The organism is uncultured Plantibacter sp. (assembly GCF_963518075.1).
Classification (GTDB): Bacteria; Actinomycetota; Actinomycetes; order Actinomycetales; family Microbacteriaceae; genus Plantibacter; species Plantibacter flavus_A.
Genome location: NZ_CAUQHZ010000002.1, coordinates 19,711 through 43,065, shown reverse-complemented (window position 1 = coordinate 43,065; position 23,355 = coordinate 19,711). Strand labels below are relative to the sequence as shown.

Here is a 23,355-nt window from a genome sequence, read left to right as displayed (position 1 = left end):
GCTACTCGATCGCCGGAGGCGCACCCGGAACTCCGAGGCACTTGCAACACACCGGAAACACGACTCGGTGGGCGAGGCGGATCTCAGGCCCAGCCGAGCTCGTGCAGCCGCTCGTCGTCGATCCCGTAGAAGTGCGCGATCTCGTGGACCAGGGTGGTGTGGATCTCGTCGGCGAGCTCGTCGAGCGTCTCGCATGCCGCCAGATGCGGCTCGCGGTAGACGATGATCCGGTCGGGCATCTCGCCGAAACCGTAGCGGTCACGCTCCGTCAAGGCGACACCGTCGTACAACCCGAGCGTGTCGAGCGTGCCGTTCTCAGGGCGATCCTCGACGACGAAGACGACGTTGTCGAGACCGTCGACCATCTCGTCGGGTAAGCGGTCGAGTTCGTCCACCACGAGGGCTTCGAACGCCTCGGTGTCCAGCTCCAACATGCCCGCTCCCCGGATACGACAGAAGCCGGAGGGATCCTCCGGCTTCTGTACGACATGGGGTGAGTAACGGGGCTTGAACCCGCGACCTCCTGGACCACAACCAGGCGCTCTGCCAACTGAGCTATACCCACCATGCGACCTGCTCCGCGGAGACCGCGTCACAAGCGACTGGATGAGTCTATTACATGTTTGGGGCGTACCGTGACACGACCGCTTCCGAAACCTGCTTCGCGTCGTCGGAGGACGGGCCGGGGAGGTCGACGAACAACGCTCCGCGGTAGTAGGCGAGCTCACGGATCGACTCGAGGATGTCCGCCAGCGCGCGGTGACCGCCGTGCTTCGACGGGGCGTTGAAGTAGACACGCGGGTACCACCGACGGGCGAGTTCCTTGATCGAGGAGACGTCGACGTTGCGGTAGTGCAGGTGGGCGTCGAGTCGTGGCATGTAGCGCGCGAGGAACCCTCGGTCGGTCCCGATGGTGTTCCCTGCCAGCGGAGCCTTCGACTCGTCGGGGACGAAGCGCTGGATGTACTCGATGACCTGGAACTCCGCGTCCGCGACGCTCACGCCGTTCGGGATCTCCTCGAGCAGCCCCGAGGTGCGGTGCATGTTCGTCACGAACTCACCCATGTTGTCGAGTGCCGACTGATCGGGCTTGATCACGACGGAGTAACCCGGGTCGAGGATGTTCAGTTCGAAGTCGGTGATCACGACGGCGATCTCGACGAGTTCGTCGACCTCCAGCTCGAGTCCGGTCATCTCGCAGTCGATCCAGACCAGACGGTCCCCAGCTGTGCTCATGGGTCGAGTCTACTCAGCACGACCGACGCCGCCGGTTCCGTAGACTCGAGCGGTGATCATCGCCATCTCCGTCCTGCTGCTCGTCAACGGTGTCTACAACGTCGTCGTCTGGCCCCGCTTCCTCAAGCGGATCGTCGCCGACCCGCGTGCCCGCGATGATCAGGGACGTGCGACGACGTTCCTGCGCGTGCACGTCATCCTCATCAGCATCGCCCTCGTCCTCGCAGCCCTGTCGCTCGTCTTCGGTGTCCTCGGCCTCCTCGGCGTCGGCGCCTGAGACACCGCTGCGGTATCCTGGACGACGCCCGCCTCCGTAGCTCAGGGGATAGAGCAGGAGCCTTCTAATCTCTTGGTCGCAGGTTCGAATCCTGCCGGGGGCACCTCACACGACATCGCGGACCCTTCTCATCTCTTGGTCGCAGGTTCGAATCCTGCCGGGGGCACCTCACACGACATCGCGGACCCTTCTCATCTCTTGGTCGCAGGTTCGAATCCTGCCGGGGGCACACCCTTCGACAAGCTCAGGGACCGAATACCCGGAAGCTCATGGTTGCTCGCGCAACCAAGGATTCCAACGTCCACGACCGTCGTGAGCGAGGGCGTCGAGGACGAGTGCGGAGACCTGGTCCGCCGCGCCGGTCGCCTCGATGCGGAGCCCGGCATCGAGGTCGGGCCGCTCCCGCTCGATGAACGCGTCCTCCTGGAGGGTCCACCCCGCGAGCCAGTCCACACCGTCACCGCGCCCGATGAGGCGGTCGGTGCGCTGGACCACCGGCGCGTCGAGCCACAGCGCCGTGTCGGCGAGTATTCGCGACGCCCGCGACGACGAGCCGCAGCCCTCGACGATGAGTGGACGGTCGCTCGGCACGAGGTGCACCTCCGCACGGGCGGACCGTTCCCAGTCCCAGCGCCGCCACTCCCCCGCGCGCCGCTCGGCGAACGGTCTGACGATCCACTCGACGAGGAGTCGAGCACCTTCCTCGAGCCCTTCCCACCCCGGATACAGGTCGTCCATGTGGATGACCGTGCTGTCGGTCAACGCGGACGCCACCGAAGAGGCGAGCGTCGTCTTCCCCGTGCCCGAGCGACCGTCGACGAGCAGGACCGGCGGGACCGCGCTCACTGACCCACGACCCGGAACGTACCGGCGAGGACCGCCGTGGACAGCGCGAGGGCCATGATCACGACCGTCACCAGGACGGCCACGAGATCGGCCCGGCCCAGGCGGGACGGTCTCGCCCAGGTGCGTTCGATCGGCGCCCCGAACCCCCGCGCCTCCATCGCCGTCGCGAGTTTGCTCCCGCGGCGGATGGCGAACACGAGCAGCACGAACGCCATGGACGCGAACCGGCGGACCACTCCCCGGTCCCCCAAGCCACGGGCACGACGGGCGAGCGCGAGACTGCGCCAGTCGTCGATGAAGAGTCCGAGCATCCGCGCTCCAGCGAGGATCCCGAGCACGAACCTCGACGGCAGCTTCGCGATCTGGGACAGGCCGTCGGCCAGATCGGTCGGGTCCACCCGCGCGAAGAGCAGGATCGTCGGGAGACCGAGCGCCAACACGCGGATCGTCACGGCGACCGCCAGCTCGATCGAGTTGTCCGTCACGCGGACGAACCCGAGCGACAGGTACTCCGTCCCTCCCGGCTTCGCGTACAACAGCATGCTGATCCCGCCGATGGGCGCGAAGACGAGCACCGGCAGGGCCCGCTTCAGCAACGCGGTGAACCGCAGGCCGGAGAGCGGGAACAGCATCACTTCGAGCAGCACCGCCGTGCTCGCACTCACCCAGTCGATCGTCAGCAGCAACGGGATGGACAGGATCAGGACGGCCAGCACCTTCGTCACCGGATTCACCCGGTCGAGCGGCGGTCGATGGTGCAGCACCGTCGAGCGCTCCGCTGCCGTGAGGCTCGTCATGCGGCCCGCCTCCGGAGCTCCGGCGGTTCGAGGAGGATGCGATGGTCGCCCAGATGCTCGACGACCCCCGCGTCATGCGTGACGGAGACGATCGTCGCGCCGCGTTCGAGCTCGTGCTGCAGCAGGCGGACGAGTGACAACCACGTGCGTCGATCCTGCCCGAACGTCGGTTCGTCGAGGACCATGACCGCCGGCCGGGCGGCGAGGACGGTGGCCACCGACAACCGGCGCTTCTGCCCCCCCGAGAGACTGAACGGGTTCGCCTCGGCGAGACGACCGAGACCGAGCGCATCGAGGATCTCGGAGACCCGCTCGTCGATGGCGGTCCGGGACCAGCGGAGGGCCTGCAGGCCGACACCGAGCTCGTTCCGCACGGTCGATGAGACGAACTGGTGCTCGGGATCCTGGAAGACCGTCCCGATGCGCGTGAGCAACTCGGTCGACTTCCAGCGGATCGGCCGGGATCCCAGCCTGCCGGCGAGCTGCGGAGCGGCGGTCACCGTCCCCGTGATCTCCGGCAGCAGTCCCGCCAGCGTGAGCGCGAGCGTGGACTTCCCCGCGCCGTTGGGGCCGACGATGACGGTCCCCGCGCCTTCGGGCACCGCGAGCCCCAGGTGCTCCTGTACCGGCTGCTTCCGCGTTCGACCGATCGCCAGGTCGTCGGTCGTGATGACCGCCGCTGACGGGCCGGACACCGGACGAGGGGCCAACCCCAGCGGGATGCCCGGCACCCAGACGCCCGCATCGGCCAGGCGCCGCCCGACGTCGTCGAGGACGAGGTCGGGTGGCCCGTCGGCGAGGACACCGCCGTCGGCGTCGAGCACGACGACCCTGGTCATCAGCTCGCGCCAGACGTCGACGCGGTGTTCGATGACGACCAAAGTGGACGAACCGTCATCGACCAGCCGAGCGACGGCGTCCCGCACCTCGGCCACCCCGGCCGGGTCGAGGTTCGCGGTCGGTTCGTCGAGCAGGAGGAGCGAGGGCTGCATGGCGAGTACGCCGGCGAGGGCCAGCCGCTGTTTCTGACCGCCGGACAGCGCCGAGGTCGAGTGGTCCAGCGGCAGGTCCAGTCCGACGGCCTCCAGCGAGGCGTCGACGCGGCGCCAGATCTCCTCGCGCTCGATGCCGAGGTTCTCGCAGCCGAAGGCGACGTCGTCGCCGACCTTGGACAGGATCACCTGCGAGTCGGGATCCTGCAGCACGAGCCCGATGCGACCCCTCGCTCGTTCAGGCGGAACGCCGTCCACGAGGAGCGAGCCGTGGGACTCCCCCTCGTCCGCTCCGCCGAGCACGCCGGCCAGTGCGTGAATCAGCGTCGACTTGCCGGCACCGGATGCCCCCAGCAGGAGGACCCGCTCGCCCGGTTCGATCACGAGGTCGAGGTCGCTCACCGCCCAGGCCTTCCGACCGGCATGCCGCCACCCCCAGTCCCGCGCGACGACGCGCGCCGGACCGGTCGCAGCCGCTCCCGGCACGGTCAGACCTCGCGCCGAGCGTCCCGCCCCGACGCGAACCGACTGAGCGCTCCGGTCGACGCGAGTGCCCTGACGAGTGCCCAGCCGACGACACCGGCGAGGATCGCGCCCGAGACGAGCAGCGAACCGAGGTAGATCGCGTTGAACTCGACACCCTTCTCGAGGTTGCCCGACATGACGAGTTCGAGGAGCCACGCGCCGGCCCCGGCACCGGCCCCGGCGAGGATCGCCGGAACGAGGCCGAAGCGCTTGTACGCGAACGCCGCGAACACCAGCTCGGCACCGAGGCCCTGAGCGAGCCCGGAGTACACAGTCGTGATGCCCCATGCGTTGCCGATGAGGGCGGAGACGATCGCCCCGATGGTCTCGACGAGGAGGGCAGCGCCGGGCTTCCGGATGATGAGTCCGCCGAGCACCCCGCCGAGGAGCCATATCCCGACGGCGATCCCGCCGAAACCGGGCGTGACGGCGCTGGCACCCGCGTACCAGAGTGATCCGAGCGTGTTCCACGCCCAGAAGATGAGGCCGGTCGCGACGCCGAGTACGGCGACCACGACGATGTCGACGACCCTCCAGCGCAAGGTGAGCGACACAGCGCGTTCAGAGGGTGAGATCTTGGTCGATGCTGACACGATACGTGCCCTTCCTGTAGACGGAAAAGAGCACGGGATAGCGAGAAATGGTCTCCCTGCGCTGGCATGATCCAGATCAGGTTCGACGGTCGAAGGCGAATACCTTCCTCTCAGCCCGGTTCACCGGACTCCCGTGGTGGCACGAGTCTAACCCCTGCCGTGCGGAGCCGCACGACAGGGGTTGGACGGAGGGGGCTACTTCTTGAGGGCCTTGATGAGGCCGGCGAGCGCCTTGCCGCTCACCCAGATGAACGGGATCGCGACGGCGATCAGCGAGATGAGGTTCGGGTCGAAACGGAGACCCTCGTCGGTCTTGATGTAGGCACCGACGGGGATGGAGACGCCACCGCCGCCACCGCCGCTCGGGGCGTCGTCGCCGTCGCCCTCGGAGCCGCCGCCGAAGCCGTAGTACGTCAGCGCGACGGGCACGAGCTTCGTCCCGTCGATGTCCTGCTGCTCCCCATAGGCCGCGGTCACGCCGAGCCCCTTCGCCTGTTCTGCCAGCTTCTCCACGAGATTCGTCATACGGCGAGGCTATCGCTCGGCATCTCCCGGTCCAAGGGGTTGATCCGTGCTCGCAGCACCCTGCGAGTCTCCGCGACTGCCGAGTCCGCGACGCCTCGGCTTCCCGAGGAGGGAGGCGGGGGCGATCGCGAGATCGCCGAACCGGCTTGCGACCCGGTCGATCGTCTGCTCGGCTTCACGCCACTCCTCGTCCGGGTCCCAGAGCCCGGTACCGGCCTCATCGGCCGGGACGAGCTGGTCGACCTTCACCCCCACGAGGCGCACGAGGCGTCCGCCGCGATCGAGGTCGTCGAACAGCGAGGCCGCTTCGTCGTACACCCGCCGGCCCACGTTCGTGGCCTCGCCGATGGTGCGCGACCGGGTGACGACGCTGAAGTCCGCATAGCGCACGCGGATGCTGATCGTCCGGCCGGCGTAGCCGCCCTTCCGGAGTCGGATCGCGACGAGGCCGGCGAGGTTCAGCAGTTCGCGCTTGAGGATGGTCGGGTCGGAGACGTCGGTCGGGAAGGTCACCTCGTGGCTGACGCTCTTCTCGCGACGTGCCAGCTCGATGCCGCGCGGATCGATCCCGTTCGCGAGCTCGAGGAGTCGGCGACCGGAGGCTTCACCGACCGCGCGCTGGAGCATCGACAGCGGGGTGGAGGCGAGCTGACCGATGGTCCGGATGCCCCGGTTCGTCAGCTGCTCCTCCGTCCGACCACCGACGCCCCACAGTGCACCGACCGGCAACGGGTGGAGGAACGCCAGGGTCTCGTCGGCCGGCACGACCAGCAGACCGTCGGGCTTGGACAGGCCGGAGGCGAGCTTCGCGACGTACTTCGTCGCCGCCAGGCCCACCGAGCACGGCAGGCCGGTCGCGTCGAGGACCCGTTGCTTCACGAGCGCGGCGATCGTCCGCGGGCTCCCGAGCAACCGGACCGCGCCGGAGACGTCGAGGAAGGCCTCGTCGATGCTCAGGGGCTCGACGAGCGGCGTGACCGACTCGAACACCTCCATCACCCGATCGGAGTACTCGCGGTACCTGCCGTGGTGGGGCGGCAGCACGACGGCGCTCGGACAGAGCCGCATCGCCTGGGACACCGGCATCGCCGCGCGCACGCCGTACCGGCGAGCCTCGTAACTGGCGGAGGTGACGACCGACCGCCCCTCGTTGTTGCCCACGATGATCGGCAGACCGCGCAGCTCGGGCCGTTCCAAGAGCTCGACCGAGACGAAGAACGCGTCCATGTCGACATGGAGGATGGGGGTAGCGCTGTCGTCGGCATCGTGCGCCGAGACGCGACGAGACGCTCCATCCTGCCGACTCATACCTCCATTGTCGCAGTCGCCTCCGACACGCTCTCCACAAGGGCCGAGGCGGGAGCGCCCGGCGACGCTAGGCTGTCCGGCGATGAGCACGCGAACGCGGACCGGGTCGGCCCCGGCGGTCCCAGACCTCTCCGGGCGTGACCTCGCCCTCGACCTCGTGCGCGTCGCCTGCGTCGTCACGGTGGTCGTCGTCCACCTCCTGATGGTCGCCGTGGCGATCGAGCCGGACGGCGCGATCGGCATCTCCCGGGCGCTCGAGCAGCAGCCGTGGTTCGACACGGGCACCTGGTTCGGCCAGATCATGCCGCTGTTCTTCATCGTGGGCGGCTTCGCGACGATCACCGGCTGGCGCAGCACCGTCCGACGTGGTGGCGGGACCAGCGACTTCCTCCGGTCCCGGGTCTTCCGACTCGCCCTGCCGACGATCCCGGTCCTACTCTTCCTCGCCGTCGGACTGTGGCTCGCCGGGGCGCTCGGTGTCGACCCCGCCATCATCGAGGCAGTCGCCGCAGGCGTCGGATCCCCGCTCTGGTTCCTGGCCGCCTACCTGCTGTGCCAGGCGGTCGCGCCCTTTCTGGCCACCTGGCACGACCGCCACCCCGTCCTGACCTGCGCGGCACTGCTGGCCGGTGTGATCCTCGTCGACGTCGTCCGGTACTCGACCGGCCTCCTGGGCATCGGTCTCGTCAACCTGGTGTTCGTCTGGCCGCTGCTGCAGCAGTTCGGGTTCTTCCTGGCCGATGGTCGTCTCCGCACCGTCCCTCGCCTCGTCCTCGTGGCCGTGGTGCTCGTCTCCTACGGTGCGCTCGTGCCGATCACGACCTGGCTGCCGTACTCGACCAGCATGCTCGGCAACCTCAACCCACCGACCCTCCCCCTCGTCGTCCTCGGCGTCGGGCAGCTCGCCCTGCTCGCCCTGGTGCACCCGCTGCTCACGGCGATCATGCGGACCCGCGCCGCGCGAGCCGTCGTCTTCCTCATCGGGTCCCGGCTGATGACGGTGTACCTCTGGCATCTCCCCCTGATCATCGCGGTCGCCGGTCTCCAGCTCGCCCTCGGCATCCCCTTCGCGGAACCGCTGAGCGCGGCATGGTGGTGGACCCGACCGGTCGTGCTGCTGGTCGTCGCGGTCCTGCTCGCGGGCGTCGGCACACTCCTCGGCCGCGTCGAGCACCCCCGCAAGCTGCGCCTCGACCCGGAGCGCAAGCCGACGCACGTCGCCGTGTGGATCGCGCTCGCGAGCGCCTTCATCATGCCCTTCGCGGAGATCTCCCACCCGCTCACCGCCGCGATGGCGGCTGCCGGCGCTGTCGGCTCGATCATCGCGGTCGTGCTCCTGAACCCGACCCGTCGGCCGGTCGAGCGCGTCGCGAGCGGATCAGACCAGGCCGTGGACCAGCGGCCGTAGCCATTCGCGAAAGGCCTCCCGGTCGTCCCGGAGCGACTCACTGACCACGATCGTGTCGGGCGCGACCACCCAGGCCCCCGGTCGGCAGATCGGGAGCACCTCGAGGTCCAACCGGAACGAGCTGGATTGCCGACGCAACTCGAACTGACGCTCGCGGATGAGTTCGTAGACGTCGGTGAGACGGCTCGGCGATCGACCTGCGAGCGCGCGTTCGTACTCACGGATACGAGCCGACGCCCATCGGTGCGCCTCGTCGTACGCCCGGTAGGCGAGCTCCTGCAGGTCGAGGGCTCGATCGAACACCTCGAAGTGTGGTGGACGGACCTCGGCCATGAAGAGGCGCGTGTCGCGACGAGCGATCCCGGTCCACCAGCCGTCGAATTGGACCGCGAGCGCGTCGAGGTCGAGGCCGGCGACGTCGATCCGCTCCAGCCCCGGCGTGACGGCGGGAAGCTGCGCGACGCATCGCTCCCCGAGCCCTGCCATGTCGCGGAACGCGAGCGCCAGCATGAGGGCCATCGGAGCGTCTTCCGTGACCTGCCACCGCATGGTGCCTTCGACCAGCATGGCGGAAGTGTATGCCGGGCCAGCAGTCGGCACCAGGGCTTCCCCTCGCCGACGACATCGGGCCCGTGCCGCCGTCGTCGACGCTGGCACGGGCCCGATGGTGCAGCAGTGACCGCTACTGCGAGGCGCGTTCCAGGACGAGTTCGCGCACACGTGCCGCATCGGCCTGTCCGCGCATCGCCTTCATCACGGCGCCGATGACCGCGCCGGCCGCCTGGACCTTGCCGTCGCGGATCTTGGCGAGGACGTCAGGCTGAGCGGCCAGTGCCTCGTCGATGGCGGCGATCAGCGGACCGTCGTCGGACACGAGCGCGAGACCGCGAGCGTCGATGACCTCCTGAGGAGTGCCCTCCCCATCGATGACGCCCTCGAGCACCTGGCGCGCGAGCTTGTCGTTGAGCGTTCCGTCCTCGACGAGCGCAGCGAGTGCCGCGACGTGCTCGGGCGACACGAGGCTCGTCGCCTCGACGTCGCGCTGGTTCGCGATCCGCGAGATCTCACCCGTCCACCACTTCCGTGCGGCGGCCGGAGCGGCGCCGGCCTCGACGGTGGCCGTGATCTCGTTCAGCAGACCACCGTTCACGACGTCCTGGAACTCCAGGTCGGTGAAGCCCCACTCGCTCTTCAGCCGACGGCGGCGGACCGCCGGCTGCTCGGGCAGGGCCGCTCGGAGTTCCTCGATGAGTTCGGGCGACGGCACGACCGGGAGCAGGTCGGGCTCCGGGAAGTACCGGTAGTCGTCGGCGTCGCTCTTCGGCCGGCCGGCGGACGTGGCCCCGGTGTCCTCGTGCCAGTGCCGCGTCTCCTGAACGATGGATCCGCCGTCCTTGAGGATCGCAGCCTGCCGCTGGATCTCGTAGCGGACGGCGCGCTCGACGGAACGCAGGGAGTTGACGTTCTTCGTCTCCGTGCGCGTGCCGAGCTTCTCCTGGCCGCGCGGGCGCAGCGAGATGTTGGCGTCGCAGCGGAGGTTCCCGCGCTCCATCTTCGCGTCGGAGATGCCGAGCGCCACGACGATGTCGCGGATCGCGGAGACGTAGGCCTTCGCGATCTCGGGCGCCCGGTGCTCGGTGCCGTAGATCGGCTTCGTGACGATCTCGACGAGCGGCACACCGGCGCGGTTGTAGTCGACGAGCGAGTACTCGGCACCCTGGATACGGCCGGTGGAACCGCCGATGTGCGTGAGCTTGCCGGCGTCCTCCTCCATGTGCGCGCGCTCGATCGGCACCGTCACGATGGTGCCGTCGGCCAGCTCGACGTCGACCGAGCCCTCGAAGGCGATCGGCTCGTCGAACTGCGAGATCTGGTAGTTCTTCGCGAGGTCGGGGTAGAAGTAGTTCTTCCGCGCGAACCGGCTCGAGGGTGCGATCGAGCAGCCGAGGGCGAGCCCGAGGCTGATCGAGTACCGCACCGCCTGCTCGTTCACGACCGGGAGCGATCCGGGCAGACCGAGGCAGACCGGCGAGATGTTCGTGTTCGGAGCGTCGCCGAAGCCGTTCGGTGCCGAAGAGAACATCTTCGTCTTGGTGTTCAGCTCGACGTGCACCTCGAAGCCGAGCACCGGCTCGTACAGTTCGAGGGCTTCTTCGTAGGAGAGGAGCTTGTCCTTGGCCATGGGTTACCGACCTCCGAGAGCGGGTGCCTGCGAGATGAGGGTGTGCCCCCACGTCGATTCGAGGAGCGCCTCGAGGGCGGCGCCGACCCGGTAGAGCCTGGCGTCCTCCCGTGCTGGCGCCATGAACTGGATGCCGACGGGCAGACCGTCTTCGGGCGCGAGACCGATCGGCACGCTGATGCCGGGCACACCGGCGAGGTTCGCCGGGATGGTGGTGACGTCGTTCAGATACATCGCCAGCGGGTCGTCGATGCGCTCGCCCAGCTTGAACGCCGTCGTCGGGGCGCTCGGGCTCACGAGGACGTCGACCTGGTCGAACGCCGCCGCGAAGTCGCGCTGGATGAGCGTCCGGACCTTCTGGGCGCTACCGTAGTAGGCGTCGTAGTAGCCCGCGCTGAGCGCGTAGGTGCCGAGGATGATCCGTCGCTTCACCTCGGGACCGAAACCGACCTCGCGCGTCGCGGACATGACCTGCTCGACCGTGCCGCCACCCTCGGGCGTGACCCGCATCCCGAAGCGCACCGAGTCGAACTTCGCGAGGTTGCTCGACGCTTCGGCCGGCAGGATGAGGTAGTAGGCGGCGACGGCGTACTCGAAGTTCGGAGCGGAGACCTCGACGATCTCGGCACCGTTCGCCTCGAGGACCGCGAGCGCCTCCTGGAAGCGGCTCTTCACACCGGCCTGGAAGCCTTCACCGTTGAGCTCGGTGACGACGCCGACCCGCAGACCGCGCAGCACGTCGCCGCGCGCGCCCTCACGGGCCGCAGCAGCCATCGAGGGCCAGGCGTCGCGGAGCGAGGTGGAGTCGAGGGCGTCGTGCCCGGCGATGACGTCGTGGAGGAGGCCCGAGTCGAGGACCGTGCGGCTGACCGGTCCGACCTGGTCGAGCGAGGAGGCGAGTGCGATCGCCCCGTAGCGGCTGACCGCGCCGTAGGTGGGCTTCACGCCGACCGTGCCGGTCACGTGCGCCGGCTGGCGGATGGAACCACCGGTGTCGCTGCCGAGGGCGATGGGCGCCTCGAACGCGGCGACCGCGGCAGCGGACCCACCGCCGGAACCGCCGGGGATGCGGTCGAGGTCCCACGGGTTGTGGGTCGGGCCGTAGGCCGAGTGCTCCGTGCTCGAGCCCATGGCGAACTCGTCCATGTTCGTCTTGCCGAGCGGCACGAGACCGGCGGCACGTGACCGCGCGACGACGGTCGCGTCGAAGGGCGACAGGTACCCCTCGAGGATCTTGCTCCCCGAGGTGGACGGCATGTCCGTCGTCACCAGGACGTCCTTGATGGCGAGCGGGACGCCCGCCAGCTCGCCGAGGTCCTCACCCGCGGCACGGCGTGCGTCGACGTCGGCGGCGACGTCGAGCGCGTGGTCCGACACGTGGAGGAAGGCGTGGACGTCGCCGTCGACCTGCGCGATGCGGTCGAGGTGGGCCTGGGTGGCTTCGACGCTGGAGACCTCGCCCGCGCGGAGCTTGCTCGACAGCTCCGCTGCCGTGAGACCGATCAACCCGCTCACTGCTCCTCCCCCAGGATCGCCGAGACCTTGAAGCGGCCGTCGGCCGATTCCGGCGCGTTCTGCAGCGCCTGTTCGCGCGTGAGCGTGTTGCCGACGACGTCGTCGCGGTACACGTTCTCGAGCGGGATCGGGTGGCTCGTCGCCGGGACGTCAGGCGTGGCCACCTGCTGCACCTTCTGGATGTTGTCCACGATGGAGTCGAGCTCCGTCGTGAGGTGGGCGATCTCGTCCTGGCTCAGGGCGATTCGAGCGAGGTTCGCGAGATGCGCGACCTGCTCGGTAGTGATTTCCGACATGCGTCTCCCGTACGTGTAGCGGTGGCGGTCGCTCCAGTCTATTCGCCAGGGACGTGGTCGTCCGTCGGGCTCCGCCCCTACAGTGGAACGGTGACCCAGAACGACTCGAGCAGCCGTCCCCGTCCCCCGCACGAGCGTCCGTGGCTCGCGAGCTACGCCGTCGACGTGCCGGACGACATCCCCGAGCAGACCGGCAGCCTCGGCGATCTCGTCGAGGCCTCGGCGGCGAGCTACCCGGACGCGGTCGCGCTGGAGTTCTTCGGGTCCACCACCACCTACACGGAGCTCGAGGCGCTGATCGCACGTGCCGCCGCGGGTCTGCGCGCACTCGGTGTCCGGGCGGGCGACCCCGTCGCCCTCATGCTCCCGAACTGCCCGCAGCACATCGTCGCGTTCTACGCCGTCCTCAGGCTGGGCGCCGTCGTCATCGAGCACAACCCGCTCTACACCCCCCAAGAGCTCCGCCACCAGTTCGAGGACCACCGCGCGACGTTCGCGATCGTCTGGGACAAGGTCGCCGAGCACCTGCAGGACTTCCCGGCCGACCTGGCGGTGCACTCGCTCGTGACGATCGACGTGACCCGGGCGATGCCGCTCCACATGCGCGCCGCTCTCCGTCTGCCCATCCCGAAGGCGAGAGCCTCACGGGCCCAGCTCACCGCACCGGTTTCGGGCACGGTGCGGTGGGAGCAGCTCCTGACCTCGGCGCCGCTGCCGGCGAGCCACCCGAAGCCCGCGACCGACGCCCTCGCGCTCATCCAGTACACGAGCGGCACGACCGGCTCGCCCAAGGGGGCCGCACTCACCCACGGCAACCTGCTCGCGAACGCGGCGCAGTCCCGAGCCTGGGTGCCCACGGTGAAGCGCGGGGAGGCCGTCGTCTACGCGGTGCTCCCGATGTTCCACGCCTACGGCCTGACGCTCTGCCTGACCTTCGCCATGAGCATGGGCTCGCGCCTCGTCCTCTTCCCGAAGTTCGACCCGGCGCTCGTCCTCAAGGTCATGAAGAAGCGACCGCCGACCTTCCTGCCCGCCGTCCCGCCCATCGCCGACCGACTCCTGACCGCGGCGACCGAGCAGGGCGTGTCGCTGCAGGGCACCGAGATCGCCATCTCGGGCGCGATGCCGCTGCCGCACGACCTCGTCGTCCCGTTCGAAGCCGCGTCCGGCGGCTTCCTCGTCGAGGGCTACGGGCTCTCCGAGTGCTCACCGGTCATCTCCGCGAACCCGGTCTCGACCGCACGGAAGCCCGGGACCATCGGCCTCCCGCTCCCGAGCACCGAGGTGCGCGTCGTGGACCCCGACGACCCGGAGACCGACCGTCCGGCCGGCGAGGCGGGCGAGCTGCTCGTCCGCGGTCCGCAGGTCTTCCGCGGCTACTACAACAAGCCCGAGGAGACCGCCGCCGTCCTGCTCCCAGGCGGCTGGTTCCGCACCGGCGACATCGTGTCCATCGACGAGGAGGGGTTCATGACCGTCGTCGACCGGATCAAGGAGCTCATCATCACCGGCGGGTTCAACGTGTCGCCGAGCGAGGTCGAGCAGGTGCTCCGCGGACACGCGTCGGTCGCCGACGCCGCCGTCGTCGGTCTCCCCGATCCCCACTCCGGCGAGCAGGTCGTCGCGGCCGTCGTCGCGGCTCCCGGTGCCACCGTGGATGCGGACGCGCTCAGAGCCTGGGCGCGGGAGATCCTCACCCCGTACAAGGTGCCGAAGCGGGTCGTCGTCGTCGACGAACTCCCCAAGTCGCTCATCGGCAAGGTGCTGCGGCGCCAGGTCCGCGACGAGCTGCTGCAGGCCGGCCAGGACTGAGCTCAGTCCGTCGGCGCCTCGTCGGCGGACGCTGCGCCCTCGGCCTCGTCCTCGGCCGGAACGTCCGACTCGCCGAGCGCCGCCGGACCCTCGGAGACGAGCAGGGCGAACTGCTCGGCGTCGATGATCCGCAGACCGAGCGCTTCGGCCTTGGCGAGCTTCGACCCGGCACCCGGGCCGGCGGCGACGAAGTCGGTCTTCTTCGAGACGCTCGAGGCAGCCTTCCCTCCCGCCTGCACGATCGCTTCCAGCGCACCCTCCCGGGTGAAGCCCTCGAGCGAACCGGTGGCGACGACGGTGACACCCGACAGCACCCCGCCGGCCGCGACAGCGGCGCCCGGCCCCGGGTGTCCCGGAGTCGCCCACTGCACGCCCGCCGCAGTCCACTCCTCGACGATCTCGCGATGCCAGTCGACCTCGAACCAGGCGATGAGCGCATCGGCGATGATCCCGCCCACGCCGTCGACCTCCGCGAGCTCGTCGCGGGTGGCCGCACGGATGGCATCGAGCGAACCGAAGTACTCCGCGAGTGACCGGGCGGCGACCGGGCCGACGTGGCGGATGTTGAGTGCCACGAGCAACCGTGCGAGCGGGCGGGTCTTCGCGCCGTCGAGGTTGGCGAGGAGTTCGATCGCGTTCTTGGACGGCACCGAGGACTCGTCGCCGTCGAACTCTGCCGCGGCCGGATCGTGCACGCCGTCCTTCTTGGCGCGTCGACGACGGAAGGGCGTGACGCGCTTCTCGGATCCGTCCTCGTTGAGCTTGGGCAGGCCGGTCTCGTTGTCGCGGACGATCACCGTGACCGGGAAGATGTCGGCCATCGTGAGCGAGAAGAGTCCGGCCTCGGTCGTCAGCGGTGGTTCCGCGGGCTCCACCGGCTGGGTGAGCGCCGCTGCCGCCACCTCGCCGAGCGCCTCGACGTCGAGCGCGCCACGGGAGCCGATGTGCTCGACGCGTCCGCGCACCTGCGCCGGGCAGCTCCGCGCGTTCGGGCAGCGCAGGTCGATGTCGCCCTCCTTCGCGGGGGCGAGGGTGGTACCGCACTCGGGGCAGTGCTCGGGCATGACGAACTCGCGCTCCGAACCGTCGCGGAGCTCGACCACCGGGCCGAGGACCTCGGGGATGACGTCGCCGGCCTTCCGGAGGACGACGGTGTCACCGATGAGCACCCCCTTCGCCTTCACGACGTCCTGGTTGTGCAGGGTCGCCTGACGCACCTCGCTGCCGGCGACGAGCACCTTCTCCATGACGGCGAACGGGGTGGCGCGACCGGTGCGCCCGACGCTCACGACGATGTCGAGCAGCTTCGTGTTCACCTGCTCGGGCGGGTACTTGTAGGCGATGGCCCATCGCGGAGCACGACTCGTCGCGCCGAGCTCGCCGTGGAGCGCGAGATCGTCGACCTTCACGACGACGCCGTCGATCTCGTGCTCGACGCTGTCGCGGTGGGCGCCGAAGTACTCGATGAACTCCGCCGCACCGGTCGCCTCGTCGTGGACCCGGTAGTGCGAGGAGGTCGGGAGCCCCCAGCTGTGCAGCAACTCGTAGACCTGTGACTGCCGAGCGACTGGTGGCTGTTCCCACGCACCGATGCCGTGGACGAGCATCTGCAGGCGGCCGAGCCGGTCGTGCATGAGTGCGAGCTGGGCCGGGTTCTTGCTCTCCGCCTTCTGGCGCAGGGAACCGCTCGCCGCGTTGCGCGGGTTGGCGAAGACCCGTTCACCGGCCGCCGCCTGGTTGGCGTTCAGTTCGCGGAAGGCCTCGACCGGGAAGAAGATCTCGCCCCGGACCTCGACGACCTCCGGGAACTCGACCTCGGGGTCGGACGAGGTCAGTCGCTCGGGGATGGAACGGATGTACCGCACGTTCTCCGTAACGTCCTCGCCGACGACGCCGTCGCCTCGCGTGGCCGCGCTCACGAGGCGGCCGCGCTCGTACCGGAGGTTGATGGCGAGGCCGTCGATCTTCAGTTCGCAGAGGTACTGGACGGACCCTCCGGCGTCGCGCTCGACCTTGGCGGCCCAGGCGAGGAACTCCTCGATCGAGAAGACGTTGTCGAGGCTGAGCATGCGCTCGAGGTGCGTGACCGGGGCGAACAGCGTGGTCTCGGCGCGCCCGCCGACGGTCTGGGTGGGGCTGTCCTGGCTCTGCAGCTCGGGGAACAGACGCTCGAGCTCCTCGAGCCGCCGGAGCATCGCGTCGTACTCTTCGTCGGAGGCGAGCGACTCGTCTCGCTCGTAGTACGCGTCGCGGAGCTCGAGGATGCGCGAGGTGAGTTCCTCGGCCTCGGTCGATGCCTGCTGGAGGGTCTGTCCGGTGCTGTTCGCCACGGCGTCCAGTCTACGAGCGGCGTCCGACACCGGCGGGCGCTTGACACCCGGCACGTCCTCCCGGATGTGCGCAACGGGGTCAGGGCGGGTCTCATCGAGGAGTAGGGTGTCGCAGTGCCGCAGGAACCATGCGCGCGGAATCGGAGGAACCATGTCCCAGTCCAGCAGTCCGGGAACGGGGGCGGCTCCTACCAGCAAGCAGCTGACCGCGCGCGTCATCGGCATCTCCGTCTCGGCCGCGGTCGGTGGCTTCCTCTTCGGATTCGACTCATCCGTGGTGAACGGCGCGGTCGACGCGATGCAGGACCACTTCGCGCTCAGTGAGGCGCTCATCGGCTTCGCGGTCGCGTCAGCGCTGCTCGGTTGCGCGCTCGGCGCCTACCTCGCGGGCCGGATCGCCGACAGCCGCGGTCGCATCTTCACGATGCTGCTCGGTGCAGGCCTGTTCTTCGTCTCCTCCTTCGGAGCCGGCTTCGCCTTCTCCCCCTGGGACCTCGTCATCTGGCGCATCGTCGGCGGGCTCGGTATCGGCATCGCCTCGGTCGTGGCTCCGGCGTACATCGCCGAGATCGCGCCGAGCGCCATCCGCGGCCGTCTCGCCTCGCTGCAGCAGCTCGCCATCACCCTCGGCATCTTCGCCGCGCTCCTGTCAGACTCCGTCCTGGCGGGCGCCGCCGGCGGCGCGTCGAACCCGCTGTGGTTCGGCGTCGAGGCCTGGCGCTGGATGTTCATCGCCTGCGCGCTCCCGGCCGTGGTCTACGGCGTGCTCGCGATGCGGCTCCCCGAGTCGCCCCGGTTCCTCGTCCGCAAGGGTAAGTCCGACGAGGCCCGTCGGATCTTCGCGACCGTCTGGCCGCAGGAAGAGGTGGATCGCGCCGTCAAGCTCGCCGAGCAGGCGGTGAAGGACGATGAGCAGCAGAAGAAGGCGACCCTCTGGGGCGGACGCTTCGGGCTCCTACCGATCGTCTGGATCGGCATCATCCTGTCGATCTTCCAGCAGTTCGTCGGCATCAACGTGATCTTCTACTACTCGACGACGCTGTGGAAGGCCGTCGGGTTCCAGGAGTCCGATTCGCTCCTCATCTCGGTCATCACCTCGGTGACGAACGTCGCGGTCACCATCGTCGCCATCCTGCTCGTGGACCGCATCGGTCGACGGCCGATCCTCCTCGCGGGCTCCATCGGCATGACGGTCTCGCTCGGTGCGATGGCGATCGCGTTCACACAGTCGGTGACCGACAGCGCTGGTGAGGTGTCGTTGCCCCAGCCGTGGGGAACGATCGCCCTCGTGGCCGCCAACGTGTTCGTGGTCGCGTTCGGCGCGTCGTGGGGACCGCTCGTCTGGGTGCTCCTCGGCGAGATCTTCCCGAACCGCCTGCGCGCGAAGGCACTCGGTGTCGCGGCGATGGCGCAGTGGATCGCGAACTTCCTCATCACGGTCAGTTTCCCGGCCCTCGCCGCGTTCTCCCTGCCGGTGACCTACGGCATGTACGCGCTGTTCGCGCTCCTCTCGTTCGTCTTCGTCCTCGCGAAGATTCCTGAGACCAACGGCCTGACGCTCGAGGAGGCGGAGACCCTCTTCGTCAAGAAGCCCAAGAAGTCCAAGGCGGGCGCACCGTCCCGATCCTGAGACTGACGCGGAACGCCCGACGAGCCTGGCTCGTCGGGCGTTCCGTCGTTCCGGGGTCGTCAGGCGGAGGCGGCGGCTCCGACGGGTACCGCGCTGACGGTGCGGTCGATCGTGAACTGACCGAGGACGCGCGTCCCGCTGTACAGCACGGCGGTCTGTCCGGGAGCGACGCCGTCGAGCGGTGTCTCCGGGTGGACGACGAGTTCGCCACCGACGAGCGTCAGCTCGGCGGGGACCGGGTCCGCGTGCGCACGGATCTGGACGTCGCACGGGATCGGTTCGGCACCGACCTCCGGAGCCCTCCCAGCCCAGGTGAAGCGCGAGCCGGCGATCTCGCCGATGGCGAGCGCCTCCTTCGGCCCGACGACGACCGTGTTGTCCTTCGGACGCACCTCGAGGACGAAGCGCGGACGTCCGTCCGGCGCCGGCACGCCGAGGTGCAGGCCCTTGCGCTGGCCGACGGTGAACGCGTGGGCACCCTCGTGCGAACCGACGACGGCTCCGTCGCGGTCGAGGACCTGGCCGGTCTCGGTACCGACCCGCTCCCCCAGCCAGCCCTTCGTGTCGCCGTCGGGGATGAAGCAGATGTCGTGGCTGTCGGGCTTGTTCGCCACCGTGAAGCCGCGCTCAGCGGCCTCGGCACGGACCTCGGCCTTCGACGGCGTCGCTCCGAGCGGGAACATCGAGTGCGCGAGCTGTTCGGCGGTGAGCACGCCCAGGACGTACGACTGGTCCTTCGCCCAGGCACTCGCCCGGTGCAGTTCTCGAACACCGTCGGGGCTCGTGACGATCGTGGCGTAGTGGCCGGTCACGACCGCGTCGAACCCGAGATCGAGCGCCTTCTCGAGCAACGCGGCGAACTTGATCTTCTCGTTGCATCGCATACACGGGTTCGGGGTCCGGCCGGCGCGGTACTCGGCGATGAAGTCGTCGACCACGTCGAGCTTGAAGCGCTCCGAGAAGTCCCACACGTAGTACGGGATGCCGATCAGGTTCGCCGCACGCTGGGCGTCCATCGAGTCCTCGATGGTGCAGCACCCGCGACTGCCGGTCCGGAGCGTGCCCGGCATCCGGCTGAGCGCCAGGTGGACACCGACCACCTCATGGCCCGCGTCGACGGCGCGTGCCGCTGCCACGGCGGAGTCGACTCCGCCACTCATCGCTGCCAGAACTTTCACCGTGCAAGTCTACGCGCCAGCCGCCGGACGGCCACCCGCAAGCAGCGACGGGAGGGCTGCTCAGGGACGAGCGCCCAGTGCCGTGTCGCGGTCGGCGGAACCGGCCCGACTCGCCTGCGCGTACGCGCGCGGCAGTGCCTGGAGGAAGTCGTCCACGTCGCCCTCGGTCGTCGTCCGGCCCAGCGTGATCCGGAGGACCGATCGGGCCTCGGTCTCCGGGCGTCCCATCGCGAGCAGGACATGCGACGGTTCCGGGACGCCGGCCTGGCATGCGGAACCCGTCGAGACCGCCACCCCCGCGAGGTCGAGCAGGAAGAGCATCGAGTCCCCCTGTGCGCCGGGGAACACGAAGTTCGCGTTCGACGCGAGTCGTTCGCTGGGATCACCCGTCAGCTCGGCCTCCGGAACGGTCGCCCGCACGCCGGCCACGAGTCGGTCGCGCAAGGCGCTGAGACGCTCCTGTTCCGCGGTCCGCTCGAGCGCCATGAGCTCTGCGGCGACGGCGAATCCGACGGCTGCCGCGACGTCCTGCGTGCCGGAGCGGAGTCCGCGTTGCTGTCCGCCACCGTGCTGCAAGGGCTCGACCACGGCTGCGCGACTCACGACCAGGGCTCCGATCCCCACGGGACCACCGATCTTGTGCGCGGAGACGCTGAGCGCGACGAGACCACCGGCACCGACGGATCCGGATGCGGCGCGAAGGTCGGCGAGGTCGATGGGGAGGTGTCCGTAGGCCGAAACCGCGTCCAGGTGGAACGGCACCTCGGACGCTGCGGCGAGCGCCGCCAGCCGGACGACGGGCTGGATGGTGCCGACCTCGTTGTTCGCCCAGAGCGCCGTCGCCACGGCGATGTCGGGGCCGTGGTCGGCGAAGCGCGCGGCCGCCGTGTCGAGTGAGACGCGGCCGAGGTCGTCGAGCGGGATCCAGAGCGGGGATGCACCCTCGTGGCGCTCGAGCCACTCGACGGTGTCGAGCGTGGCGTGGTGCTCCCCCGCGGGTGCGAGCACGGCGGCGCGGCGTCGATCCTGCTGGCGGTGCCAGTAGAGCCCCTTGAGGGCGAGGTTGATGGATTCGGTGCCGCCGGAGGTGAAGACGAGTTCGATGGGGTCGCATCCGAGGGTCGCCGCGACCCGCTCACGTGCCTCTTCGAGGAGGCGGCGGGCCTGTTGCCCGGGGCCGTGGATGGAGGCCGGGTTGCCGACGGTCGCCATCGCGGACGCGTAGGCCTCGATCACCTCGGATCGCACCGGGGTCGTCGCGGCGTGGTCCAGGTACACCACCATGCCGCTCCTCCCCTCGCCGCGTTGTCCGCGGATCTTCGCGCACTCCCGCACTCACTACTGTAGAACCCATGAACGCTGGTGACCCCTTCCACGATCTCGGCGTCCGCCTCGGCCCGTCCGGTGGTGAGCTCCGTGTGTGGTCCGAGCATGCGGATGCCCTCGAACTCGTGATCTTCGACGACAAGGATCTGAACTGGATCACCCACTCGGTCGAGATGACCCGCGACGACGACGGTGTCTGGAGTGGGAGTTCCGAGGAGCTGGTGCTCGGCCGACGCTATGCGGTCCGCGCCTCCGGGCCGTCCTCGCCGAACAACGCCTTCGACCCGAGCCTCCTGCTGCTCGACCCCTACGCCCGCGGCCTCGCCCGGGTGTCGGCAGAGCAGTGGCGGTCCGTCGTCGTCGACGACGCGTTCGACTGGGGCGGTGTGCAGAAACCCCGTATCCCGCTCGACCGGACCGTCGTGTACGAGGCGCACGTCAAGGGGCTGAGCAAGCTGCACCCCGACGTGCCGGAGGAGCTGCGGGGCACGTACGCGGGCCTCGCCCACCCCGCGATGATTGCGCATCTGCACGACCTCGGGGTGACGAGCGTCGAACTGCTTCCGGTGCACGCGTTCACCTCTGAGCAGCGTCTCATCAAGCAGGGCCTCGTCAACTACTGGGGCTACAACACCCTGAACTTCTTCAGTCCACACGCCTCCTATGCGACGAAGACGGCGCAGGCGGGTGGCGCGGACGAGGTCCTCCGCGAGTTCAAGGGCATGGTGAAGCTGCTGCACGAGGCCGGCCTTGAGGTCATCCTCGACGTCGTCTACAACCACACCGCCGAAGAGGGGCCCGGCGGCCCCCGCACGAGCTTCCGCGGCATCGACAACGCGACCTACTACCGTCAGGACGCCACCGGCGCCTACATCGACGTGACGGGCTGCGGCAACACCGTGGACTTCGGCCATCCGGTCCCCCAACGGCTCGTGCTCGACTCGTTGCGGTACTGGGCGGACGAGGTGCAGATCGACGGCTTCCGGTTCGACCTCGCTGCGACGCTCGGTCGGAACGAGGCGGTCGAGTTCACGCCCGACCACCCCCTGCTCGAGGCGATCGTCCACGACCCGTCGCTCGTCGACGCGAAGATGATCGCCGAGCCCTGGGACGTCGGGATGGGCGGCTGGCAGACGGGGAACTTCCCCGCCGGTTGGCACGAGTGGAACGACCGGTACCGGGATCGCGTCCGCAACTTCTGGCTCTCCGACATCGACTACGCGAGACGGGCGGACGCCCCGGTCGGGATCGGTGGGTTCGCGACCCGTCTGGCCGGATCGAGCAACACCTTCTCCGCTGAGCGCGGTCCGCTGGCCTCCGTCAACTTCATCACGGCCCACGACGGGTTCACCCTGGCCGACCTCGTCTCGTACGACGTCAAGCACAACGTCGGGAACGGCGAGTCCAACCGCGACGGGACGGACAACAACCGTTCCTTCAACCACGGTGCCGAGGGCCCCACGGACGACCCCGCGATCCTCGCCGCTCGTCGCAAGGCGATGCGGAACCTGCTCGGCACGCTCCTGCTGTCGGCGGGTGTCCCGATGCTCACCGCTGGCGACGAGTTCGGGCGGAGTCAGCGTGGCAACAACAACGCCTACTGTCACGACTCCGAACTGACCTGGGTCGGGTGGACGAGGGAGCCCTGGCAGGACCAGTTGCTCGCGCACAGCCGTCGGCTCCTCGAACTGCGCCGAGAACACCCCGCCCTCCGACCGGAGCATTTCGCCGCCGCCGGGACGACGGTGCCCGGCGCGAGCGTCATGGACTGGTTCGACGCGTCGGGCGGGACCATGAGCACCGAGGACTGGACGAGTCCACGGAACCGGACGTTGCAGTTCTTCTCGACGAGCACGCCGGAGTCCGAGGAGCTCGACCGCGTGCTGCTCATCGTGCACGGCGTCGAGCAGCCGGTCGAGGTCACCTTGCCCCAGCACGAGGGCGTGACCGCGTTCGTGCGCATCTGGAACTCCGCGGACGATGCACCGACGTCCGAGGAGGAGCAGTTCGTCCCCGGCCAGACGGTCCCGGTCTCGGCCACGTCGATGCAGCTCTTCCGAGCCGTCTGACGATGGCGAAACGGAGGGCCGAGGGAGGCGGCACCCCGGCGACGGTGACGTTGACCTCGCTGGGCATCCCCTTCACCCCGCGTTCCTACCGACACGACCCGTCGGTGACGGCCTTCGGTCTCGAGGCCGCCACGGCGCTCGGGGTCGAACCGCCCAGGGTGTTCAAGACCCTGCTGGCGGAGGTGGACGGCTCGCTCGTCGTCGCGATCGTCCCGGTCGCCGACCAACTCGACCTCAAGGCGCTCGCGGCGGCCCTCGACGGGAAGCGGGCGACGATGGCGGACCCTGCCGTCGCCGAGCGCAAGACGGGCTACGTGGTCGGCGGCATCAGTCCGATCGGGCAGCGCACCAGGCTCCCGACGGTGCTCGACGAGAGCGCCTTCGAGCACGAGACGGTGCTGGTATCGGGTGGTCGGCGCGGGTTCGACCTCGAACTCGCGCCGTCCGACCTCGGATCGGCCGTCTCCGCCGTCGTCGCACGGATCGCCAGATAGCCGGATCCCTCGACGC

General features: G+C 69.4%; 21 protein-coding genes, 2 tRNA genes and 1 riboswitch. Of the genes, 7 read left to right on the top strand and 16 right to left on the bottom strand.

What is annotated here, in order from left to right; all coding sequences use genetic code 11:
• Positions 1 to 83 precede the first annotated feature (83 nt).
• The 3 genes from RWN05_RS03945 to orn all read right to left on the bottom strand — a co-directional run bounded on the left by RWN05_RS03945 (position 84) and on the right by orn (position 1,236).
• A complete protein-coding gene (locus RWN05_RS03945; protein WP_064295133.1) occupies positions 84 to 434 on the bottom strand; it encodes a metallopeptidase family protein in 351 nt (116 codons plus the stop codon).
• Positions 435 to 489: 55 nt separating this feature from the next.
• A tRNA-His gene (locus RWN05_RS03940) sits at positions 490 to 565 on the bottom strand.
• A gap of 50 nt (positions 566 to 615) precedes the next feature.
• The gene (gene orn, locus RWN05_RS03935; protein WP_064295132.1) at positions 616 to 1,236 is read right to left on the bottom strand and encodes an oligoribonuclease; all 621 of its coding nucleotides are present in this window, start codon (positions 1,234 to 1,236) and stop codon (positions 616 to 618) included.
• Between the two features lie 52 nt (positions 1,237 to 1,288).
• On the opposite strand from orn, the gene RWN05_RS03930 reads away from it, so the two are divergent.
• Together RWN05_RS03930 and RWN05_RS03925 are read left to right on the top strand one after the other, a co-directional pair.
• Complete coding sequence (locus tag RWN05_RS03930; protein ID WP_064295131.1) at positions 1,289 to 1,513, top strand: SCO4848 family membrane protein; 225 nt, start codon at positions 1,289 to 1,291, stop codon at positions 1,511 to 1,513.
• Positions 1,514 to 1,543: 30 nt separating this feature from the next.
• Positions 1,544 to 1,616: transfer RNA gene (locus tag RWN05_RS03925), tRNA-Arg, on the top strand.
• Between the two features lie 164 nt (positions 1,617 to 1,780).
• On the opposite strand, the gene RWN05_RS03920 is transcribed toward RWN05_RS03925, so the two are convergent.
• The 6 genes from RWN05_RS03920 to dinB all read right to left on the bottom strand — a co-directional run bounded on the left by RWN05_RS03920 (position 1,781) and on the right by dinB (position 7,099).
• Positions 1,781 to 2,359, bottom strand: a complete 579-nt coding sequence (locus RWN05_RS03920; protein ID WP_314138630.1) for a hypothetical protein — start codon at positions 2,357 to 2,359, stop codon at positions 1,781 to 1,783.
• On the bottom strand, positions 2,356 to 3,156 hold the full coding sequence (locus tag RWN05_RS03915; RefSeq protein WP_314138628.1) for an energy-coupling factor transporter transmembrane component T: 801 nt from the start codon (positions 3,154 to 3,156) through the stop codon (positions 2,356 to 2,358). Before RWN05_RS03915 ends, RWN05_RS03920 begins: the two co-directional genes overlap by 4 nt.
• Positions 3,153 to 4,550 (bottom strand): ATP-binding cassette domain-containing protein, encoded by a 1,398-nt coding sequence (locus RWN05_RS03910; RefSeq protein WP_314138626.1) that lies wholly within the window; start codon positions 4,548 to 4,550, stop codon positions 3,153 to 3,155. The genes RWN05_RS03915 and RWN05_RS03910 overlap by 4 nt, the downstream gene beginning before the upstream one ends.
• A gap of 86 nt (positions 4,551 to 4,636) precedes the next feature.
• Positions 4,637 to 5,227, bottom strand: a complete 591-nt coding sequence (locus RWN05_RS03905; protein ID WP_314138625.1) for an ECF transporter S component — start codon at positions 5,225 to 5,227, stop codon at positions 4,637 to 4,639.
• A 75-nt stretch (positions 5,228 to 5,302) separates the two neighbouring features.
• Positions 5,303 to 5,411, bottom strand: a riboswitch (TPP riboswitch).
• A 50-nt stretch (positions 5,412 to 5,461) separates the two neighbouring features.
• Positions 5,462 to 5,791 (bottom strand): hypothetical protein, encoded by a 330-nt coding sequence (locus tag RWN05_RS03900; RefSeq protein WP_064295126.1) that lies wholly within the window; start codon positions 5,789 to 5,791, stop codon positions 5,462 to 5,464.
• Positions 5,792 to 5,800: 9 nt separating this feature from the next.
• The gene (dinB, locus tag RWN05_RS03895; RefSeq protein ID WP_314138623.1) at positions 5,801 to 7,099 is read right to left on the bottom strand and encodes a DNA polymerase IV; all 1,299 of its coding nucleotides are present in this window, start codon (positions 7,097 to 7,099) and stop codon (positions 5,801 to 5,803) included.
• Between the two features lie 82 nt (positions 7,100 to 7,181).
• Here dinB and RWN05_RS03890 point away from each other — a divergent pair, with 82 nt between their 5' ends.
• On the top strand, positions 7,182 to 8,507 hold the full coding sequence (locus RWN05_RS03890; RefSeq protein WP_175116015.1) for an acyltransferase: 1,326 nt from the start codon (positions 7,182 to 7,184) through the stop codon (positions 8,505 to 8,507).
• Here RWN05_RS03890 and RWN05_RS03885 read toward each other — a convergent pair.
• The 4 genes from RWN05_RS03885 to gatC all read right to left on the bottom strand — a co-directional run bounded on the left by RWN05_RS03885 (position 8,478) and on the right by gatC (position 12,500).
• Positions 8,478 to 9,074, bottom strand: coding sequence for a hypothetical protein (locus tag RWN05_RS03885; RefSeq protein WP_064295123.1), 597 nt, complete (start codon positions 9,072 to 9,074; stop codon positions 8,478 to 8,480). The two genes, RWN05_RS03890 and RWN05_RS03885, sit on opposite strands and share 30 nt — an antisense overlap.
• Positions 9,075 to 9,189: 115 nt before the next feature.
• On the bottom strand, positions 9,190 to 10,689 hold the full coding sequence (gatB, locus tag RWN05_RS03880; protein WP_064295122.1) for an Asp-tRNA(Asn)/Glu-tRNA(Gln) amidotransferase subunit GatB: 1,500 nt from the start codon (positions 10,687 to 10,689) through the stop codon (positions 9,190 to 9,192).
• A 3-nt stretch (positions 10,690 to 10,692) separates the two neighbouring features.
• Positions 10,693 to 12,204, bottom strand: coding sequence for an Asp-tRNA(Asn)/Glu-tRNA(Gln) amidotransferase subunit GatA (gatA, locus tag RWN05_RS03875; protein ID WP_314138620.1), 1,512 nt, complete (start codon positions 12,202 to 12,204; stop codon positions 10,693 to 10,695).
• A complete protein-coding gene (gatC, locus tag RWN05_RS03870; RefSeq protein WP_064295120.1) occupies positions 12,201 to 12,500 on the bottom strand; it encodes an Asp-tRNA(Asn)/Glu-tRNA(Gln) amidotransferase subunit GatC in 300 nt (99 codons plus the stop codon). Before gatC ends, gatA begins: the two co-directional genes overlap by 4 nt.
• A 90-nt stretch (positions 12,501 to 12,590) precedes the next feature.
• Here gatC and RWN05_RS03865 point away from each other — a divergent pair, with 90 nt between their 5' ends.
• Positions 12,591 to 14,312 carry a long-chain-fatty-acid--CoA ligase gene (locus tag RWN05_RS03865; protein WP_314138618.1) on the top strand — a complete coding sequence of 574 codons (1,722 nt, stop codon included), beginning with the start codon at positions 12,591 to 12,593 and terminating at the stop codon, positions 14,310 to 14,312.
• A gap of 2 nt (positions 14,313 to 14,314) precedes the next feature.
• On the opposite strand, the gene ligA is transcribed toward RWN05_RS03865, so the two are convergent.
• Positions 14,315 to 16,642: an NAD-dependent DNA ligase LigA gene (ligA, locus tag RWN05_RS03860; RefSeq protein WP_314138617.1), complete on the bottom strand. Its 2,328-nt coding sequence runs from the start codon at positions 16,640 to 16,642 to the stop codon at positions 14,315 to 14,317.
• A 151-nt stretch (positions 16,643 to 16,793) separates the two neighbouring features.
• On the opposite strand from ligA, the gene RWN05_RS03855 reads away from it, so the two are divergent.
• Complete coding sequence (locus RWN05_RS03855; RefSeq protein WP_064295118.1) at positions 16,794 to 18,272, top strand: sugar porter family MFS transporter; 1,479 nt, start codon at positions 16,794 to 16,796, stop codon at positions 18,270 to 18,272.
• A 59-nt stretch (positions 18,273 to 18,331) separates the two neighbouring features.
• Here RWN05_RS03855 and mnmA read toward each other — a convergent pair whose 3' ends face one another.
• Entirely contained in the window at positions 18,332 to 19,450 is a 1,119-nt protein-coding gene (gene mnmA / locus RWN05_RS03850; RefSeq protein WP_314138616.1) for a tRNA 2-thiouridine(34) synthase MnmA, read from the bottom strand.
• A 60-nt stretch (positions 19,451 to 19,510) separates the two neighbouring features.
• On the bottom strand, positions 19,511 to 20,734 hold the full coding sequence (locus RWN05_RS03845) for a cysteine desulfurase family protein (protein WP_079002283.1): 1,224 nt from the start codon (positions 20,732 to 20,734) through the stop codon (positions 19,511 to 19,513).
• A gap of 68 nt (positions 20,735 to 20,802) precedes the next feature.
• On the opposite strand from RWN05_RS03845, the gene glgX reads away from it, so the two are divergent.
• Positions 20,803 to 22,845 carry a glycogen debranching protein GlgX gene (glgX, locus tag RWN05_RS03840; RefSeq protein ID WP_285039198.1) on the top strand — a complete coding sequence of 681 codons (2,043 nt, stop codon included), beginning with the start codon at positions 20,803 to 20,805 and terminating at the stop codon, positions 22,843 to 22,845.
• Between the two features lie 2 nt (positions 22,846 to 22,847).
• On the top strand, positions 22,848 to 23,339 hold the full coding sequence (ybaK, locus tag RWN05_RS03835) for a Cys-tRNA(Pro) deacylase (RefSeq protein ID WP_314138615.1): 492 nt from the start codon (positions 22,848 to 22,850) through the stop codon (positions 23,337 to 23,339).
• Positions 23,340 to 23,355 lie beyond the last annotated feature (16 nt).

Coding starts and splice junctions, on each gene's coding strand:
- dinB (WP_314138623.1), bottom strand. CDS start 7,099: ATGAGTCGGCAGGATGGAGCGTCTCGTCGCGTCTCGGCGCACGATGCC.
- orn (WP_064295132.1), bottom strand. CDS start 1,236: ATGAGCACAGCTGGGGACCGTCTGGTCTGGATCGACTGCGAGATGACC.
- glgX (WP_285039198.1), top strand. CDS start 20,803: ATGAACGCTGGTGACCCCTTCCACGATCTCGGCGTCCGCCTCGGCCCG.
- gatB (WP_064295122.1), bottom strand. CDS start 10,689: ATGGCCAAGGACAAGCTCCTCTCCTACGAAGAAGCCCTCGAACTGTAC.
- RWN05_RS03890 (WP_175116015.1), top strand. CDS start 7,182: ATGAGCACGCGAACGCGGACCGGGTCGGCCCCGGCGGTCCCAGACCTC.
- ybaK (WP_314138615.1), top strand. CDS start 22,848: ATGGCGAAACGGAGGGCCGAGGGAGGCGGCACCCCGGCGACGGTGACG.
- RWN05_RS03900 (WP_064295126.1), bottom strand. CDS start 5,791: ATGACGAATCTCGTGGAGAAGCTGGCAGAACAGGCGAAGGGGCTCGGC.
- RWN05_RS03855 (WP_064295118.1), top strand. CDS start 16,794: ATGTCCCAGTCCAGCAGTCCGGGAACGGGGGCGGCTCCTACCAGCAAG.
- gatC (WP_064295120.1), bottom strand. CDS start 12,500: ATGTCGGAAATCACTACCGAGCAGGTCGCGCATCTCGCGAACCTCGCT.
- RWN05_RS03945 (WP_064295133.1), bottom strand. CDS start 434: ATGTTGGAGCTGGACACCGAGGCGTTCGAAGCCCTCGTGGTGGACGAA.
- RWN05_RS03885 (WP_064295123.1), bottom strand. CDS start 9,074: ATGCTGGTCGAAGGCACCATGCGGTGGCAGGTCACGGAAGACGCTCCG.
- RWN05_RS03845 (WP_079002283.1), bottom strand. CDS start 20,734: ATGGTGGTGTACCTGGACCACGCCGCGACGACCCCGGTGCGATCCGAG.
- RWN05_RS03915 (WP_314138628.1), bottom strand. CDS start 3,156: ATGACGAGCCTCACGGCAGCGGAGCGCTCGACGGTGCTGCACCATCGA.